At 67.4% G+C, this 17,589-nt stretch carries 16 protein-coding genes; 3 read left to right on the forward strand and 13 right to left on the reverse strand.

The genetic code is table 11. From position 1 onward, the window contains the following. Positions 1-52: 52 nt before the first annotated feature. A complete protein-coding gene (locus ACQCVD_RS07305) occupies positions 53-571 on the reverse strand; it encodes a hypothetical protein (protein ID WP_426823075.1) in 519 nt (172 codons plus the stop codon). Positions 572-631: 60 nt separating this feature from the next. Here ACQCVD_RS07305 and ACQCVD_RS07310 point away from each other — a divergent pair, with 60 nt between their 5' ends. Then, the gene (locus tag ACQCVD_RS07310) at positions 632-1,750 is read left to right on the forward strand and encodes an isochorismate synthase (protein ID WP_426823076.1); all 1,119 of its coding nucleotides are present in this window, start codon (positions 632-634) and stop codon (positions 1,748-1,750) included. A gap of 171 nt (positions 1,751-1,921) precedes the next feature. Here the strand turns inward: ACQCVD_RS07310 and ACQCVD_RS07315 are convergent, their stop codons facing one another. The 4 genes from ACQCVD_RS07315 to ACQCVD_RS07330 all read right to left on the reverse strand — a co-directional run bounded on the left by ACQCVD_RS07315 (position 1,922) and on the right by ACQCVD_RS07330 (position 5,976). Beyond that, entirely contained in the window at positions 1,922-2,530 is a 609-nt protein-coding gene (locus tag ACQCVD_RS07315) for a class I SAM-dependent methyltransferase (RefSeq protein ID WP_426823078.1), read from the reverse strand. An 18-nt stretch (positions 2,531-2,548) separates the two neighbouring features. Further along, positions 2,549-3,355 (reverse strand): fumarylacetoacetate hydrolase family protein, encoded by an 807-nt coding sequence (locus ACQCVD_RS07320; protein WP_426823079.1) that lies wholly within the window; start codon positions 3,353-3,355, stop codon positions 2,549-2,551. A gap of 114 nt (positions 3,356-3,469) precedes the next feature. Next, positions 3,470-4,120 (reverse strand): exonuclease domain-containing protein, encoded by a 651-nt coding sequence (locus tag ACQCVD_RS07325; protein ID WP_426823080.1) that lies wholly within the window; start codon positions 4,118-4,120, stop codon positions 3,470-3,472. After that, positions 4,120-5,976: a DUF294 nucleotidyltransferase-like domain-containing protein gene (locus ACQCVD_RS07330; RefSeq protein WP_426823081.1), complete on the reverse strand. Its 1,857-nt coding sequence runs from the start codon at positions 5,974-5,976 to the stop codon at positions 4,120-4,122. The genes ACQCVD_RS07325 and ACQCVD_RS07330 overlap by 1 nt, the downstream gene beginning before the upstream one ends. A 258-nt stretch (positions 5,977-6,234) precedes the next feature. Here ACQCVD_RS07330 and ACQCVD_RS07335 point away from each other — a divergent pair, with 258 nt between their 5' ends. After that, complete coding sequence (locus ACQCVD_RS07335; protein WP_426823082.1) at positions 6,235-7,830, forward strand: metallophosphoesterase; 1,596 nt, start codon at positions 6,235-6,237, stop codon at positions 7,828-7,830. Between the two features lie 59 nt (positions 7,831-7,889). On the opposite strand, the gene ACQCVD_RS07340 is transcribed toward ACQCVD_RS07335, so the two are convergent. From ACQCVD_RS07340 to ACQCVD_RS07370, 7 genes are all read right to left on the reverse strand, one after another. Then, the gene (locus ACQCVD_RS07340) at positions 7,890-8,906 is read right to left on the reverse strand and encodes a 3-isopropylmalate dehydrogenase (RefSeq protein WP_426823083.1); all 1,017 of its coding nucleotides are present in this window, start codon (positions 8,904-8,906) and stop codon (positions 7,890-7,892) included. Positions 8,907-8,970: 64 nt separating this feature from the next. Continuing rightward, a complete protein-coding gene (locus ACQCVD_RS07345) occupies positions 8,971-10,110 on the reverse strand; it encodes an iron-containing alcohol dehydrogenase (RefSeq protein ID WP_426823084.1) in 1,140 nt (379 codons plus the stop codon). Between the two features lie 21 nt (positions 10,111-10,131). Continuing rightward, positions 10,132-11,133 (reverse strand): alpha/beta fold hydrolase, encoded by a 1,002-nt coding sequence (locus tag ACQCVD_RS07350; protein ID WP_426823085.1) that lies wholly within the window; start codon positions 11,131-11,133, stop codon positions 10,132-10,134. Then, positions 11,130-11,684 (reverse strand): flavin reductase family protein, encoded by a 555-nt coding sequence (locus ACQCVD_RS07355; RefSeq protein WP_426823086.1) that lies wholly within the window; start codon positions 11,682-11,684, stop codon positions 11,130-11,132. Before ACQCVD_RS07355 ends, ACQCVD_RS07350 begins: the two co-directional genes overlap by 4 nt. A 37-nt stretch (positions 11,685-11,721) precedes the next feature. Continuing rightward, positions 11,722-12,924, reverse strand: coding sequence for an acyl-CoA dehydrogenase family protein (locus ACQCVD_RS07360; protein WP_426823087.1), 1,203 nt, complete (start codon positions 12,922-12,924; stop codon positions 11,722-11,724). A gap of 31 nt (positions 12,925-12,955) precedes the next feature. Further along, entirely contained in the window at positions 12,956-13,594 is a 639-nt protein-coding gene (locus ACQCVD_RS07365; RefSeq protein WP_426823088.1) for an alpha/beta hydrolase, read from the reverse strand. Continuing rightward, positions 13,594-14,577: a VOC family protein gene (locus ACQCVD_RS07370; protein WP_426823089.1), complete on the reverse strand. Its 984-nt coding sequence runs from the start codon at positions 14,575-14,577 to the stop codon at positions 13,594-13,596. Before ACQCVD_RS07370 ends, ACQCVD_RS07365 begins: the two co-directional genes overlap by 1 nt. A gap of 275 nt (positions 14,578-14,852) precedes the next feature. Here ACQCVD_RS07370 and ACQCVD_RS07375 point away from each other — a divergent pair, with 275 nt between their 5' ends. After that, on the forward strand, positions 14,853-15,833 hold the full coding sequence (locus ACQCVD_RS07375; protein ID WP_426823090.1) for a helix-turn-helix domain-containing protein: 981 nt from the start codon (positions 14,853-14,855) through the stop codon (positions 15,831-15,833). Positions 15,834-15,924: 91 nt separating this feature from the next. Here ACQCVD_RS07375 and serA read toward each other — a convergent pair whose 3' ends face one another. After that, positions 15,925-17,517 (reverse strand): phosphoglycerate dehydrogenase, encoded by a 1,593-nt coding sequence (serA, locus tag ACQCVD_RS07380; RefSeq protein ID WP_426823235.1) that lies wholly within the window; start codon positions 17,515-17,517, stop codon positions 15,925-15,927. Positions 17,518-17,589 lie beyond the last annotated feature (72 nt).

A 17,589-nucleotide genomic window follows, 5' to 3' on the forward strand; every position in this document is an offset into this window, starting at 1 on the left:
CTGGTGTGTGCAGATGGTTGTGTAGGAACTTTCATCTTCACACCGGGGACCCCTATATGTTGTGGTGACCCGCTGAACCTGCCGTGGCCTCCTTCACCCCGCTACGCACTCCGAAACCGGAAGAGCCGGCAAACGCGCCGCCCTTGCCGCGCGCGTAGGCGACGATCGCGTCCGAGGCCACCTGCAGTCCGGTGTCGGTGGACATGTGCTCAGGGGAAATGAAACGTCCCGGGTAGGCCAGCCACACGGGGTAGGACTGCGCCGGGTCGTAGTCCTCCGGCAGCGAGATCACCACGTCGCGGGTGCCGTACCCCGGTACCGGGACCTCAAGCCGCTGGGTGGTGTCCGGGACGATCCTGGGATAGCCGGGGTAGTCGATCGGCTCCGCCTCGTGCGAGGACAACCCCGGCAGACTGGGCCCGGAGGAACCGGGGGAACCCGAGGACCCCGACACCGTCGCGGGCAAGGGGAAATCGGAGGACAGCGGGAACGCCGCAGCCGACGCGGAGGCTGCCGTGCCCAGGGTCAGTAGGCCGACGGATAAAACGGAGATGAGACGAATATGAGTCACTCCAGCATGTTCGGCGACTGATCTGGGGATTGCAAAACCCACTCGCTAAACTGGATCACCATGCACGAAAAGCGACCGTCGACCGCGCCCGATTTCCTCCTTTCCCGGGCACACGGATCGGTCCGTACCCAGGGGGCCAAGCGCACCTTCACCAACCCCTGGGACGCCGTCGACACGTTGCACCGTGGTGAGCTGGAGATGGTCGTCGGCGCTCTGCCGTTTGCCCGGGAGGACCCGGCGGCCCTGACCGTGCCGGAGACGATCATCCGGGAGGACGGTCCCCTGGAGCCGCACTCCTACTACCGGTTCGGACCGGGCAGCCGTCTCAACGCCCGTCTGCTGACGCTGGATCCTCCCCCGGAGGAGCACCTGGACCGGGTCAACGCCGCAATCGGGACGATCCGCAATTCCCGGCTGCAGAAGGTGGTGCTGGCCCGCGCCGTGGAGATCGGTTTCGAACCGGCCGTGGATCCGCTGTTGGTGGCCGCCCGGCTGATCGACAACTCCCGCAACCGGGACGGTTTCATCGCCGACCTGTCCCCCGCCGGTAACGAGTTCGCCGGTCGCATGCTGGTCGGTTCCTCCCCGGAGGTGCTGATCAAACGGCAGGGATCGACGGTGACCGCCTACCCCCTGGCAGGTTCCGCACCCCGGCACCCGGACCGGGACCGCGACGCCGTGATCGCCCAGGAGCTGCGCTCCTCCGCCAAGGACATCGAGGAGCACTTCTACGTGGTCGATCATCTCCGGGCCAGCCTGGCGCCACTGTGTTCGCGACTGGACATCCCCGCCCACCCGGAACTGACGCGCACCAACGAGATGTGGCATCTGGCCACTCCGATCACCGGGACGCTGCGCAACCCGAAGACCTCCGCCCTGGAACTCGCTCTGCGCGTGCACCCCACCCCGGCGATCTGCGGCACGCCCACCGACGCCGCGGAGGACGTGATCCGGCTCGCGGAATCGGACCGTGGTTTCTACGCTGGTGCCGTCGGCTGGTGCGATGCGGCCGGCGACGGTGAGTACATGGTGGCCATCCGTTGTGCGGAGGTGTCCGCGGATGGCACGACGGCACGGGCCTGGGCGGGCGGCGGCATCGTGGCCGACTCCGACGCCCAGCAGGAGTTCGACGAAACCACCGCGAAGCTGCAGACGATCATGCGCTCATTGGGGCTCTGACCGGGGGGAAAGAACGTCGTCCGGGAGCAGAGGGCTGCCCGGGGGTGATCGGCCGGGAACATCCGCGTTCGCCCCCAGCTCCCCCGTTCCACACGAAAAGCTGAAGAAACCCGCCACCCATCAGGTGTGGCGGGTTTCTTCGGACAGAACCGGGGACTCCCGGAGCCTGGACTAGCTCACCCGCGTGGCCACCAGGATCACGTCGGCCATGTGGTGGGCGCCGGCTCCCTCGGTGACGGTACGCGTGGCCTGCTCCAGTTTCTCCACCCGGAAGGCCTCGCCGAGATTCTCGGCCGCCCACCGGGGCAGGATGATGTCGGCGGTCTTCTCCGCGTCCTCATCCGGGAAGTCATGGTGGACCAGCAGCAGGGTGCCACCCACCCGCAGACTGCCCCGCAGCGCCGACAAGGTGTCCGCGCTGCGCGGCAGCTGACCGTAGGCGCAGGTGAGCAGGTTAAAGTCGGTGCCGGCGAAACCGGGGAAGCCGGCCACCTCGACCCGGGCCGGCAGGTCGGGTACCGCGGCGTCGATAAGCTCCTTGGCGCGTTGGACGGCGGTGGGCGCGTGGTCGATGCCGACCACGTCCCAGCCCTGCTGCGCGAGCCAGAGGACATCAGCACCCTCGCCGCAACCGATGTCGAGCGCCCGCCCCGGGGTCAGGTCCTGCAGCTCGCGGACCACCGACTCATTCGGGTTTCCCGACCAACGGTTGCCCTCCCCGGTGTAGAAGGCCTCGGCCTCCTGCGGGGTCTGGTGGTGGTGGTGTTCCTCGTGAGCCATGGTGTCCTCCGGCGTGTCTCAGGCGTTTTCGACCGGGTTGCCGAGCTTGCCGAGCCCCGGGACCTCGATCTCGATGTAGTCACCGTCCACCATGGCCTGGGTGCCGGCCGGAGAACCGGTGGCGATGACGTCGCCCGGCAGCAGGGTCATGGAGGCGGTGATGAACTCGATGATCTCGCCCATCTTCATGATCATCTGGTTGGAGTTGGAGTCCTGCAGCAGCTCCGTCTCGCCCTCGTGGGTCAGGCGGGCCATGATCTTCTGGTCGTCCAGGTCGAACTTGTCGAGGTCGGTCTCGATCCAGGGGCCGATCGGACCGAAGGTGTCGATGCCCTTGGCACGGGCCCACTGGCCGTCCGCGAACTGCAGGTCGCGGGAGGAGACGTCGTTGATGATGGTGAGGCCGCGCACGACGGACTTCCAGTCATCTGCCTTGACGTGCTTGCAGGGCTTGCCGATGACGACGGCCAGCTCACCCTCGAATTCAACCTTGGTGGCGAAGTCCGGGATCTTGATGGCGGCGCCGGGACCGACGACGGATGTCGGCGGCTTCAGGAACAGGGTCGGCGGCAGGGATTCCGCGGACTTCTTGAAGACCTCGGCGACGTGGTCCGCGTAGTTGCGCCCGATGGCGACAACCTTGCTGGGAAGCACCGGGGCCAGCAGCCTGACGTCGCTGAGCCGCCATTCACGGCCAGTGTACTCGGGTTCGGTGAAGGGGGTGTCCTTGATTTCCTTGGCGGTGAGCTGGGAGTGATCCTCGCCCTCACCCTCGATCGTGCAGAAACACATTCCCTCAGGGGTGGCAATTCGTCCAAAACGCATGCCTGCCATGATACAGCCCGCAGCGCCCCCGGTCGCGCTGAGGGGTTCCGATGACGAACGGGGGTTCACACTGCGAACTATGTGAACCCTCAACTTAACAACCTCTCCCCCATCCTAAACCTGCAGGCTCTTCAGCGACGCCCCGGGCGCGCGTGAGCTCATGGCCAGATACAGCTCCGCGCAGGCCAGCGCATCAGAAAGGGCCTTGTGGCTGCCGTAGCGCGGCAGCCCGTAGCGTTGCCGGACCCGGGCCAACCGGAGGTCCTCCCCCCGCGGATAGGTGGCCATCCGTTCCAGGTGCCGGCGCTCCAGTGCGAAGGTGTCCACCACCGGTGCCCGTAGCTCCGCCCCGAAATGACGGCGGCAGGCGTGCGAGAGGAAGTCCGCCTCCATCCCGGCGAAATGCGCCAGCAATGCCCGTCCCGACAGTGCCTGCAGCAGCTGGGCCAGTGCACTGGGGTGGTCGATGCCCGCGGCGATCTCGTCATCCGTCAGCTGGTGGATGACCGCCGAGGAACCGACGGTGAAGCCCACATTTCCCCGCAGGATCACGTATCCGGCCCCGGACAGGTCGATCGACCGTCCGTTGACCGGCACCCATCCGATGGAGACCAGCTGGTGCTGGCGCGGCTTCAGCCCAGTGGTCTCCACGTCCACCGCCAGCAGCGGCAGGTCCTCCACCGGGGTGTCCGGGCCGGGCGGCGGAACCCCGTAGAATTCGCGCAGCGGTCCGCGGGCCCGTGTGGCCGGGTGCCGACGGAACATCAGATGCTCCGGACCGGGTATTTCGTGGCCAGCGCCGTCTGCATCGACTTGATGATCTGGAAGGCATCCCGGAGATGCTCACGATCCATCTTCGACAGCTGCTTCGGATCAATCTGGTAGTCGGGCTGCTGCTTGCGGCGCAACTGCTCCGCCTGATGGCGGAAGGTGACCGAACGGAGGAACTCGAAGGCGTCGAGCAGGTCATGGGCGCCGCGCTGCGACACGCCCGTGCCGCCCGCCGCCAGCTGCAGTCTGCTGCGGGTCCCCAGCTCGGTGATGCCGTCGGCCAACGAAAACAGCCGCCCCATCTGGACGATGCCGGCCGTCCCGCCCTTCTTCACGTTGAGGGTGTTGGTGTAATCGCCGGAGCGCTCCACGACCAGACCCCGGAAGAACCCCAGGGGTGGTTCCCGGCGCGCGGCCAGCGAGGCCAGGTGGGCCTGCAGCCGGCGGGAGGCGGCGGCCATCGCCACCGCGGAGCGGTGCACCCGCTCCCCCAGCGCCAGCTCCCCGTGGATGGGGCGCAGGTCGAAGAAGGTCTGGGCGTGCAGCAGGGCGTCCGGTTCGGGTGCGGTGACCCAGATGTGGAAGGTCTGTTCCCAGGCGCTGACCGTCTTACGCCACTCCGGGTTCATGGCCATCATGTCTCCCGGGCACAGGATCTGTCCGGCCCGGGCCAGTCCCAGACAGACGAACTCGCTGAGTTCGGCGAAGTAGGCGCCGTGTTCGGAGTCGTCATAGGTGTCGTCCAGGATCAGTGCGTTGTCCTGGTCGGAGGCGAAGCCCATCTCGTGACGGCCCTGGGAACCGAGCACCACGAAGGCGTAGGGCACCGGGGATGGGCCGAGCTTCTCCTCGGCGAGGGTGAGCAGGCGGCGGGCCAGTGCATCAGCCACGATCGTCATCAGTCCGGCGGTCTCCTCCGGCGAGGCGCCGCGCTGGATGAACCGCACGCCGATCTCCGAGGCCTGGGTGAACGACCCCTCCAGTTCCGCGACGGACTCCTTCCGGGAGACGTCCGCGGTCAGGTAGATGGGGTCCTGGCCCATCAGTCGCATGATGTCTGCGGCGGTGACGATGCCGGTGACCATGCCGCCGTCGATGACGGGGAGGTGGTGGATGCGCAGCTCGGCCATCAGGAGCATCGCCTCGAAGGCCAGGGTTCCCGAGGAGACCGTGCGGGGGTGTCCGGTCATGATCTCCGCGACCGGGCGGGAGATGTCGAGTCCCTCCGCCACGACGCGGCCGCGCAGGTCCCGGTCGGTGACAATGCCCTCCAAGTGCGCGGGGGTGCCGATCAGCAGCGAGGACACCCGCAGCGAGTTCATGTGGCGGGCAGCTTCCTGGATGGCGGTGTGGCCGGGCAGGATCTCCGGCTCGGGGATCTTGAAGGCCCCCAGGCGGGTGCGCAGGACGGCCGCGGAGGAATCCTCCCGGAGTTCATCGGCCACGGTGCGGATCCGGCGGGACTGGCCGGAGAAGTACCGCTCGAGGTCGGGGTAGCGCTCGGCCAGGTCGAGGAAGTCCGCCCGTGGGAGGGACAGCAGGAGACTGTCCTCCACCGCGGTCATCGTGTAGCGGGAGACCGGGTCACCGGTCAGCGAGGAATAGCCGAAGGACCGGCCGGCGTCGCGGCGGTCCAGCAGGATCCCGTCTTCCCCGAGCACGTCGACGGCACCGGAACGGATGATCCGCAGCCGGTCATTGGTCTGCCCGTAGCGCAGGATCTCTTCCCCGCGGCGGGCATAGACCATGGTCATCTTCCCCGGCAGCACATCCAGTTCCTCCGCCGGCAACCGGGTGAAGGGTTCATTGTCCGCCAGGAAATCGCGGATCTCCTCGAGTTCTACCGACATGGTGTCGAGCTTATCGCCCGGCCGGTCCCGTCGGGGTCGCTTTGCGACGTCCCGGTAGTACCGCGGTGCGGGGTGCGTCCGGCGACGTGTGAACCCCGGCAGGTGTTCGGTTGAAGTTCAGCTGGCCTGCATCCGTTTTTAACGTGGCGTTCGAATGAGTCGGGCAACCTGGACCGAGTTCTCACGCCCGGAGACCGGGCGTCCTCATTTTCTGAAAAGGCAACCATGTCCCGCATCTGCTCACGTCTGAAGGTCAGCATGACAGCCGTGCTCGTAATTTCCTTGGCGGCTCCATCTGCAACGGCTCAGTCCGGTGTCCTGTCGTCTTCTGGCGGCACCTCAGGCTCCTCCCTGTCTTCCGCCGCCCAGGACCACCGCGGCCCGGAAGATCCAGAGATGGCCACCCCGATGACCAAGGAGGTGCTGTTCACCGAAGGCTTCGATGATGTGCCGAACCCGGCCAAGTTCACCCACGAGATGCCAGCCGGCTGGGAGTCGACGACGACCGGTGTCACTTCAGGCGAGGAGCGGTGGAACGGCTGGACGTTGGCGACCATCCGTGACTGGACCTGGGCGTCCGGCACGGACATGCGCCACTACTTCACCCGGGGACATGACCAGGTGGCCATCATCGATTCCCGGCAGCAGCGGCTCAACGGAACCGATGCCATGGCGGCTTCCCTGGGCACGCCTGACATCGACGTCTCCGGACGGGACCGGGTCATGCTCGAGTTCGACTCGAACTACCGGCAGGGCGGACCGGAACAGTATGCCGAGGTTTCCGTGTCCTTCGACGGTGTTTCCCAGGAAGTCCTACGCCTGGACGCGGACCGCCTCTCCTCGCATAAAGCGATCGAGCTGAACGTCCCGGAAGGCGCATCCACGATGACCGCCACCTTCACCTACTCCAATGGCAACGATGACTGGTTCTGGGCCGTGGACAACGTCGCGGTGACCTCCCCGCTCGGCGACGTGAGCGGGGAACCGCAAGCCGTCATCGACATCATCTCGGACATCCAGGGCGACATCCCCGACTACGAGGACGCCGTATCCCAACTGAACGCGCTCCCCGACCCGGCCGGCGCCCTCGTGATCAACGGTGATGAAGTGGACACCGGCGCCCGGGAACTGTGGGACGAATTCAACGCCGCCACCGCACGCACGCCGCACCGGTCCGGCACCACCATCCTGACAGCGGGGAACCACGAGCTGTACGGTCCAGAAGGATTCGAAACCTACAATGACCGCTTCCTTGAGTATTCCGGGCAGGACAACGCGTGGAGCGAGACAGTGATCGACGGGGTCCCGTTGCTCACCATCAATTCGGAGTACTACTCGGATGTGGACCGGGGCGGCAAGGAACCGTTCGTGAGACTTTCCCGGGAACAGCTGGACTGGTTGGATTCCCGCCTGGCCCACTGGGAGACCGAGGGCACGCCCGCCCTGGTGTTCACCCACTACGTGCTGCCGCAGACCGTCTCCATGTCGCACAGTGCCTGGTACCAGAACGACTTCGAGGACCTCGCCGCACTGTCGGAGGTGCTGAACAAATACAACAACATCATCATGTTCACGGGCCATTCCCATGCGTCGATCCTGCACCAGAACGACTGGTGGGGCATGCGTCGCTACGACGGCACCGGCGCTGCCGGACGGCAGGGCTTCCCGGTGGTCAACACCGGTGCCATCCTCAACGCCTACCTGCCGGACGGCGATCATGACGAGGCCATCCTGGATGGCGCCGCCAGCTCCGGCCTGCGCGCCAAGGTCTATTCCGATCGCGTGCGGGTGGAGGCCTGGGATTTCGTCACCGGCGAAATCGTCAAGGTCCAGGACTTCCCCCGCGCGCTCTAGGCCACATCATTAGGCCCCGGCTGACGCATGCATCCAACCGGGGACTGTGTGGTGCGGAACTACCGCAGGGCAGCGGCGATGCGGTCGCCGACCTCGGTGGTCTTCACCGGGGCGTCGCCACGTGCGGCGACGTCAGCGGCCACGGCCTCCTCGATGCGGGCCGCGTTGGCCTCGTCCCCGACGTGACGCAGCAGCAGCGCGGCGGAGAGGATGGCGGCGGTCGGATCGGCGATGCCCTGGCCGGCGATGTCCGGGGCGGAGCCGTGGACGGGCTCGAACATGGACGGGTTGGTGCGGGTGGCGTCGATGTTGCCGGACGCCGCCAGGCCGATGCCGCCGGTGACGGCGCCGGCGAGGTCGGTGAGGATGTCGCCGAAGAGGTTGTCGGTGACGATGACGTCATAGCGGCCCGGATCGGTGACCATGTAGATGGTCGCGGCATCGATGTGGTTGTACTCCACGGTGACCTCCGGGAATTCGGTGGCCACCTCGTCCACGGTGCGCTGCCACAGACCACCGGCGTTGACCAGGACGTTGGTCTTGTGGACCAGGGTCAGGTGCTTGCGGCGGGACTGGGCGCGGGCGAAGGCGTCACGGACCACGCGCTCGACGCCGTAGCGGGTGTTCTGGGAGACCTCGGAGGCGACCTCGTGGGGGGTGCCCACGCGCAGGCCACCGCCGTTGCCGGCGTAGAGTCCCTCGGTTCCCTCGCGGACGACGACGAAATCGATCTCGCCGGGATCGGCGAGCGGGCTGGTGGCCGTGGGGTACAGCTTGGACGGGCGCAGGTTGACGTGGTGGTCGAGGGCGAAACGCAGCTTCAGCAGCAGACCCCGCTCGAGGATTCCGGGCGGCACCTCACCCGGGGCACCGATGGCGCCCAGCAGAATGACGTCGAACTCCTTGAGGGCGGCCAGGTCCTCATCGGTGAGGATGTCGCCGGTGCGCAGGTAACGCTGGGCACCGAGATCGAGCTCGGTGGCCTCGATGTCATCGCGGACGGTCTGCAGGACCTTGAGGGCCTCTGCCGTGACCTCGGGACCGATACCGTCGCCGCCGATAACTCCAAGTTTCATGTTGCGGGATTCCTTTCTCACCAGGTGAACTTTCCCTGAGTTTAGCAGCTGACCGCGTCCCCCATCAGCGATCACCCCGGTGCACCTTGGCCCCGGGGTACGTTCCTCGCGGGAGAAGTCCGCGGGGGTCTGCCCCGGAACGGGCTGCCTGGAGGATCAGCTGGAGCAGTTCCGGGGTGACGGGACGCGGATTCGTCGTCGGCACCTCTGCCTGGATCGCCGGGACCAGGACGTCAAGATGTTCCCCGGAGACACCGAGTTCGGCCAGCGACCAGGGTCCGGAAAGGGGCTCCCGCAGGGCCAGCAGATGCTCCACCGTCGCGGCCGCCGGATTCCGGTCCACCTGGTCCGGCCCGGCGCCGAGGGCCCGGGCGATCCGGCGGGCCGCCCCGGGGTCCGCCGGGGTGTTGACGGCGGCCACGTACGGCAGGATGAGGGCGTGGGTACGGGCATGGGGTAACCCGCACATGCCGCCGAGCACGTGGACGATCTCGTGGTGCAGAGCCTTGCCGACGCCGGCGTAGGCCGTGGCCGCGAGATAACCGCCGTAGAGACCCAGTTCGCGTCCCCGCGACTGCCCGCTGGCCAGAAGCGGGACACCGCGGGCCAACGCCTGCAGTCCCTCCATCGCCAGTGCCTGGCTGATGGGACTGACGGAATTCGCCCACATCGTGTCGACGCAGTGGGCCACGGCGTTGAGCGCGGACAACCCAGCCAGTTCGGTGGGCAGGGTGGCGAGCAGGTCGGGGTCGTAGATGACGGTGGTCGGCAGCGCACGGTCGCTGAGCCGCACCTCCTTGAAACCCGCCACGGTCATCCCCCAGACACTGGTGGCCTCCGAACCGGAGTAGGTGGTCGGGACCGCGATGACCGGGAGGCCGTCGGCCACCGCCACTGCCTTGGCCAGCCCGACAGCGGAACCGCCGCCGATGCTGACCAGCAGGTCCGCACCACACCTGGCCGCGGTGAGCCGGGTGGCCTCCACCTCCTCCGCCGGGACATGTTGGATGACACCGTCGGTGCGGGCCACGAGGGGCAGTCCGGCGGTCAGTGCCGTGGCAGACTCGTGGGCGCTGCCGGTGGCGATGAGCAGGATCCGGGTGGCACCGAGCCGGGCCACTTCGACCGCGAGGTGGTCCCGCGCCCCGCCAGCACCGAAACAGACTTTCTGGGGGCGGGAGCGGTGCGTGAAGGACAGTGGCATGGCCGGGTGCTTTCCGTGGTTTTACCGGGCGTTGAGCCAGTCCAGGACAGGCTGGACCGTGTCAGCGGAATTGGATTCATTCATCAGTGCATGGCCGTTGCCGTCGATGCCGTGGTCCGGAAGATGTACCCGGGTGGCGTCGGCTCCACCGTGGTTGAGGAAAGTGACGATGTCGTCCGCGAAATCGGCGAACATGGATGCGCCACCGGTGACCAGTAGCACCTCCTTGCCCGCCAGTCCCGGCATTCGACGGGTCTCCGGCCGAGCTTGTTCGACGGCCACCGGGGAATCCAGTGGTGGTTCATAGGTGACCGGCGCGGCGGTCAGCCCCCAGTCGAGACGCCCGATGCCGGGAAATTCCACGAAGGCGGGTCCCATCGGTTCCACCGCGATGATGGCGGTGACCAGGTCCGGACGGCGGTCCGCCACCACCCAACCGACGGGTCCGCCGGCCGAGTGGGTGAGCAGGATGGCTGGCCCGATCTGGTCGAGGAGAGTGGCGATGCGGGTGGCGTCGAGGTCCTGGGAGTAACCGAGATCAGCCGGAAGCGGCCCGAATCCCGCAGTGAGCTGGTCGAACTCCGGGTCCCCCGGGTCCCTCCCCCAGACCCAGGCGGTCTGCTCAGCGGCCCGCTCCGGTGGAGCGAACAGTCCCTGAGCCGCGGGATAGGTGAAGGGTGGCCCCATGGGACCGACCACTTCCGGGTGATAGGGCGAACGGCCGTGCCCGGCGCGGTCGATGACGTAGACGGGGTAGCCCTGCTCGACCAGGTGGTGGGCCCAGCCCGGTCGGCCGTCGACAGTGGTCAACCAGTCGGTGCCCTGTCCTCCCCCGCCGTGGATCAGCACCAGCGGTGGCCTGGTGGTCTCCGGGTCCTTCACCTCCCATTCCACATAGAGCGGAGCGCGCTGGGCGGGGCCGGAACCGGTGTCCACCACCTCGCCGGGTAGCCAGAATCGGCCACGGCGGCTGGTCACCGCCGGAACTCCGGTGTCGCGGTGGGGCGCCTGCTGGTTGGTCATTTCGCCTCTTTCGGTACAGTGCTGTTCTCGGACAACTGGTGCCAGGAGCGGTTCCAGTAGACGAGTGGGGTCCGTTCTTCCCCGGGCCGGCAGCGAGACTCCACGATTTCGACGGCCGCGAGGATGGAACCGTTGATGTCGAGCACTCCGGTGATCCTGCCGCGCAGCCAGACCCCGGCGTCGAGCAGGTACGGTTCCCCGGTGGGCAGACGACCCCACTTCGTGGTGTCCGCGAAGCGGTCGACCCCACTGGTGGCGAACAGCTGGGCGAGCTCCAGCTGATCGGCGCTGAGCAGATGGATGACCACGTGTTCTGCGGCGCGGATGCGGGGCGCGGAGGTGGAGGCGGCGGACAGGGAGAATGCGACGGCCGGTGGATCGACGGACACGGAGCTGACGCTCGTGGCGGTCAGCCCCACGGGGCCGTCGCCGGGGTCGGCGGTGACCACGGCCACGCCCGCCGGGTGGCTGCGGAAAGCGTCCTTGAGATGCCGGGCGATCTCCTCCGGAGTGGTCGCGGACGGGTCGGCGCGGTTGATTGCTGCGGTCATCGGTGATTCCTCCTGTTTCTCGGATCCTTCATGACTGCTACTTGCCGGGCTCGATCAGCGTGATGAACGCCCAGAAGGCTTCCGGGGCGAGGCCGGCCAGGTACTTGCCGCAGGCCTGCATGACCACGGGGCCGCTCGTGATGTGACCGGTGCCCACGTTCAGGTCCCGGAACAGCTGCTGCAGCCTGCCGCGGCGGGCCATGGCGGTGGCGGACCAGAGGTGGGCGATGTTGCCCACTTCGTGGGCGGTCCAGGTGGTGTTGTTGAGCATGAGACGGGTGAGCGTCTCCTGCTGGGTGTCCAGCAGGTCACCGGCGTCGATGGTGGCTTCGTTGTCGGCCCAGACCTCCATGACCCAGGCCCGGGCGGAGCGCAGCTGCGCCTCGGCGCGGGCGTACTCGGCGTGGAAGTGATCCGTGTCCACGGCGGCCCCCGGGGCGCCGTGCTTCTTCTGGGCGAGTGTCTTCATCTCGTCAAGTACGCGGCGGCCGATGCCGAGGGCCCAGCCGGTGTGGCAGATGCCTGACATGTTGGCCAGGCCCAGCCGGTAGACGGCGCCGCCGGCCAGGGGCGCGGTGGTCGTGGGCTCATACACGTAGGCCTCCGGGACGAAGAGGTCTTCGACGGTGTAGTCGATGCTTCCGGTGGCACGCAGGCCCATCACGTCCCAGTTGTCGATGAGGGTGGCCTGTTCCTTCGGATGGGTGACCACGATGTGGCGGTCATTCTCCGCGTCATAGGCGGCGGAGTGGATGTGGGTGGCCAGCTGCATGCCGGAACCGAAGCCCCAGCGTCCGGTCACCCGGTAGCCGCCGTCCACGCGGACCGCGGCGCCCTCGCGGGTGCCCTGCCCGGCCACCAGCGGGTAGTTGCCGTCGGCGAAGAGCTCGTTCTGGGTCTCTTCCGGGAGGTAGGCGGCGGTGGTGCCGGTGATCATCTGCAGCGCCATGAGCACCCACCCGGTGGAGGGGTCGGCGTAGGAGACCTTCTCCAGCACCTCGATCGTCTGCCGGGGAGTCAGCTCGTAGCCGCCGAGTGCTTCCGGGATTCCGATGCGGAACACGCCCGTCTCGTGCAGCGCCTGGACCACGTCGTCGGTGAGTGCACGTTGGGCCTCGTTCTGTTCGCCGCTTTCGTCGAGCAGCGGGAGGATGGTGTCGATGCGTTCCATGAGGGCGTCGAATTCCGGGCCCGGGTTGAGGCGGACGTCCTGGTGGGTGGTGGGGATGGTGGCGGTCATGGTTCGGCTCTCCTTGAGTGGGATGGTGCGGTTAACCGGCGTCGGGGACGGGGCTGAGCGTGGTCAGCAGTTCCCGCATGCGGTCGACCGCATCGTCGTTGATGTGGTGTTCGGGGTCGTCGTAGACGGTCAGCGCAACCTGTGCGCCGGCGGCGGACAGGGCGTCGGCGGTGTCCTCGGTGCGTTGCAGCGGGACCCACTCGTCTTCGCGGGCGGTGAGCACCGCCGTCGGGGTGTGCGGGAACTGTGGTTGCGCCGCGAAGTGGCGGGGTTCCGGCCCGAGGTAGCCGCCGGTGTGCAGGATGATGCCGGCCACCCGGGGACGGTGGGTCAGCAGATGCTCTGCCAGCAGGCAGGCGCCCTGTGAGAAGCCGAGGGCGACCACGGGAACATCGGCATGGTCCAGGAGGGTGGCCAACTGCTCCCCCACGGTCTGCAACGAGGAATCCAACGCCGGTTGGTTCGCCGCGGGATCGGCGAGGAAGCCGGTCGGGTACCAGGTGCCGCCGGGAGCGGCGGGGATGATCCACCGGATCCGGTCCAGGTCTCCGACCCGGTCAGCGAGCCCCCGGATGAATTCCGGCGACTGGCCCCGTCCGTGGACGCCGTAGACGATCAGCGCGGCGTCATCGGCGGCTGCTCCGTATGCCTCCGGCTGTGGGGTGGGCATTATTTTCCGTCGGTCTCGTCGATCGCGGCGTCGGTGGTGATGGTCTCCAACTGGTTCATGATCGAATCGCGCTCCGACTCGAACTGCGGTGGCAACATGAACCGTGAGCCGAGCTCCTCCGGGGACTCGTCGCAGTCCCAGCCACCGTCGGCGTGGGTGACGGCCAGTTCGAAGAGTGCTCCGCCGGGCGAGCGGACGTAGTGGGACTTGAAGTAGGTGCGGTCCTTCAGTTCCGAGATGTCGGTGTAGCCGGCGCCCTCGATGTCGAACTTCACCTGCTCCTGGTTCTCCAGGGTGTCCAGGTTCCACGCGAAGTGGTGGTAGGTGCCCGCGCCGTAGCGCCAGGTGCCCTGCGGATCGGTGCGGTTGCCGGTCAGTTCCACCCAGTTGCCGTGGGAGTCGCTGCCGATCCGGAAGCGGGCACGGTCGCCCTCTTCGGTGATCTCCCCCTGTGAGAAGAACGCCTCGTTTCCGAAGTCGACCATCCGGTCCTGGTCGAAGACGTGCATGCCCACTCCGTGGATGCCGTGGACCGCAGCTTCCGGGGTCACCCCGTTTCCGGTGTGCCCGACCCGGGGGTCCCCCTCCGTGCCCACCAGCTGGTACTCGATGCCACTGGGGTGGGTGAACGCCACGCGGCGTTCGCCGAAGACCTCCAGCTGCTGAGCCTGGACGTTGTGGTCAGCCAGGCGTTTCGCCCAGAAATCAAGGGACCCGGCGGGCACGGCGAGCAGCACCTCGCGGGCCTGGTTGGTGCCCCGCTGGCCGTACAGCCCGGCCTGGGCCCAGGGGAAGGTGGTGATGACGCTGGACGGGTCGCCGTTCGCGTTCGAGTAGTACAGGTGGTACACCGGTGTCGCACCGTCATAGAGGACCGTCTTCTTGATGAACCGCATCCCGAGCACACGGGTGTGGAAATCCACGTCCTCCTGGGCGCCGGCGACGGACAGGGTGACGTGGTGTGAGCCAAGCAGGTAGGTCATGGTGCTCTTCTCCTTCTGTGGGGCCGGTCTGCCGGCCGTGCTGTGAACCTGACCACACTCTATGGCACCATTTTTGTGCCGCATATCACTGGAGTGCATACCGATCTCACTTCCGCGCACAGTGATTCATCACACTTTCATGTTTCATTGTGTCGTGCGTTGCACTACGTTTCCCCGCTGCGTACATTGAGGGAAATCACCTCCGGACCATTTTGAACTGCCCGGCGGCGCCCCGCCGCGCTCAGGAGCACCGGTCCCGCAGAAGGGAGTTGCGAGTGGCACTGAATCCGCGAATTTCCGGCGGACCCGACGTAGGCACCGCGGTTCCCGGGACACGGCAGGCCCTGGACCGGCAGAGCTGGCAGCAGTTGGTCCAGCAGACCGTCCTGCCGTTCGGGATCGACGTGCCCCCGGGGACCGAATTCAGCGGTCGCATCAACGCCACCGGCCTGTTGGACGCCAGCATCTTCGAGATGACCAGCGGGATCCACGGCGGAGAACGGACCGCAGCGGACGTGGACCTGCTGCCGGAGGCGCAGGTGATCCTCAGTGTCCAGCTGTCCGGGTACTTCCGGCTGATGCAGGCCGACCGGAACACCACGATCCGCCCGGGGCAGTTCATCATGTACACCTCAGACGTCCCGGTTCAGATCGAGGGCTCCCGGAACTACCGCTCCATCGGCGTGAAGATCCCGCTGGCGAGATTCCGCGACCCGGCGGATACCCTGCACCAGCTGAGTGCGACCGCCCTCGACGCCAACCGGGGTCTCGCCCCGGCGGTATGGACCTTCATCGAACGCCTGTTAGTAGGCGCAGCCGCCCTCACCCGGGACTCTCGTACGGGCGTGTCACACCACGTCATCGGGATGGTCGAGCAGATGTTGCGGGAGCAGGCGCCGCATCCGGAACCGGTGGAGGAGACGGCGGCCACCCTCCGGGAAAACTGCCTGCGCTATATTGAGCTGCACCTGCGGGATCCCGATCTGTCCCCCGACAAGATCGCAGCGGCCGCATTCATCTCCACCCGCTACCTCCATCAGCTGTTCAGTGGCGCCGGCCCCACCGTTTCCCGGTACGTGCGGCAACGGCGCCTCGAAAGGGTCCGGACGGACCTCACCGACCCCCAGTTGGCCCGGGTCCCGATCGAACAGATCCTCCAGCGCTGGGGCGTGCAGAATGTCTCCTACTTCGGGCAGGTATTCAAGAAGGTCGAGGGCTGCACGCCGGCGGAGTACCGCCGTCGGGCCCTGGGCTGACCGCCTTCCGCGGGGCGTCGCAACCCGGGCGGCCAGATGACAAAACCGCCCCGTCGCAGCCTGCGACGGGGCGGTTGCGGAGCACCTGCTGCTAGTCCAGGTCCAACTGGATGACGTTACCGTTCAGTTCGGTGGCGATCTCGTCAACGACCGCCTCCGGAACCTCGGACTCGACACGCAGGATCAGGACGGCGCCATCCCCCTTGGCGGCCTGGGTCATGGCGGCGGCCTCGATGTTGATGCCGGCCTCGCCCAGCTTGGACCCGACCTTGCCCAGGGCACCCGGGGCATCGGTGTAACGCAGGAAGAGGTTGCGGCCCTCCGCGCGGAGATCGACGCCGCGGCCGTTGATGCGCACGAACTTCTCCACGCGCTCCAGGCCGGTCAGGGCGCCGACCACGCTGGCCTTCCGGCCGGAGGCGGAGATGGCGGTGACCTCCAGGACGCTGCGGTGGCTGATGGACTCGCTGGCGGTGTCCACCAGGAAGTTCAGGCCACGCTCCTCGGCGATGCGCGGAGCGTTGACGAAGGTGACCGACTCCTCGATGATGCCGGAGAACAGACCACGGACGGCGGACAGGCCGAGAGCGGAGACGTCCTCGGTGGACAGCTCGCCGCGGGCGACGACCTCGAGGGTGTTCGGGGCCTCCTCGAGCAGCTTGCCGGCCAGCAGGCCGAGCTTGCGGGACAGATCCAGCCAGACGGCGACCTCCTCACCCACGCGGCCGCCGGAGACGTTCACGGCGTCGGGGACGAACTCGCCGGCCAGGGCCTTGAGGACGGAATCGGCGACGTCGGTGCCCGCCCGGTCCTGGGCCTCGACAGTGGAGGCGCCCAGGTGCGGGGTGACCACGACCTCCGGACGCTGGAACAGCGGGGAATCGGTGCAGGGCTCGGTGGCGTAGACGTCGAAACCGGCACCCCGGATGTGGCCGGAATCGATGGCGTCGGCCAGGGCCTGCTCATCCACCAGACCGCCGCGGGCGGCGTTGATGATGATCTGCCCCTTCTTGGACTTGGCCAGCAGCTCGGCGTCGAACATGCCGGCGGTTTCCTTGGTCTTCGGCAGGTGGATGGTCACGAAGTCGGAGCGGCTCATCAGCTCGTCCAGCTCGACCAGCTCCACGTTCAGCTGCGCGGCGCGGGCCGGGTTGGCGTAGGGGTCGTAGGCGATGATGGTCGTCTCGAAGGCGGCGAGCCGCTGTGCGAAAAGCTGACCGATGTGGCCGAAGCCCACGATGCCGATGGTCTTGTCGAAGATCTCCACGCCCTTGAAGGAGGAACGCTTCCACTCCCCCTCGCGCAGGGTGGCGTCCGCCGCCGGGATCTGACGGGCGGTGGACAGCAGCAGCGAGATGGCGTGCTCACAGGCGGAGTGGATGTTGGAGGTCGGCGCGTTGGCGACCATGACACCCTGCTCGGTGGCGGCGTCGATGTCGACGTTGTCCAGACCGACGCCGGCACGGCCCACGATCTTCAGGTTCTTCGCGGCATCCAGCACGTCCTTGTCGACGGTGGTGGCGGAGCGGACGAGCAGAGCGTCGGCGTCGGCGACGGCCTCGAGGAGCTCCGGGCGGTTCGGGCCATCGACCCAGCGCACCTCCACGGCGTCTCCCAGGGCGTCCACGGTGGACTGCGCGAGCTTATCGGCGATGAGAACTACGGGACGGCTCACAGGTGAGATCTCCTGACATTTGGTGAAGTTCGGCCCCCGGGCGGCACGACCGCGTCGCTACCGGGGCTGGCCCACGCCGGC

It is taken from the genome of Corynebacterium halotolerans (genome assembly GCF_050107895.1).
Lineage (GTDB): Bacteria > Actinomycetota > Actinomycetes > Mycobacteriales > Mycobacteriaceae > Corynebacterium > Corynebacterium halotolerans_B.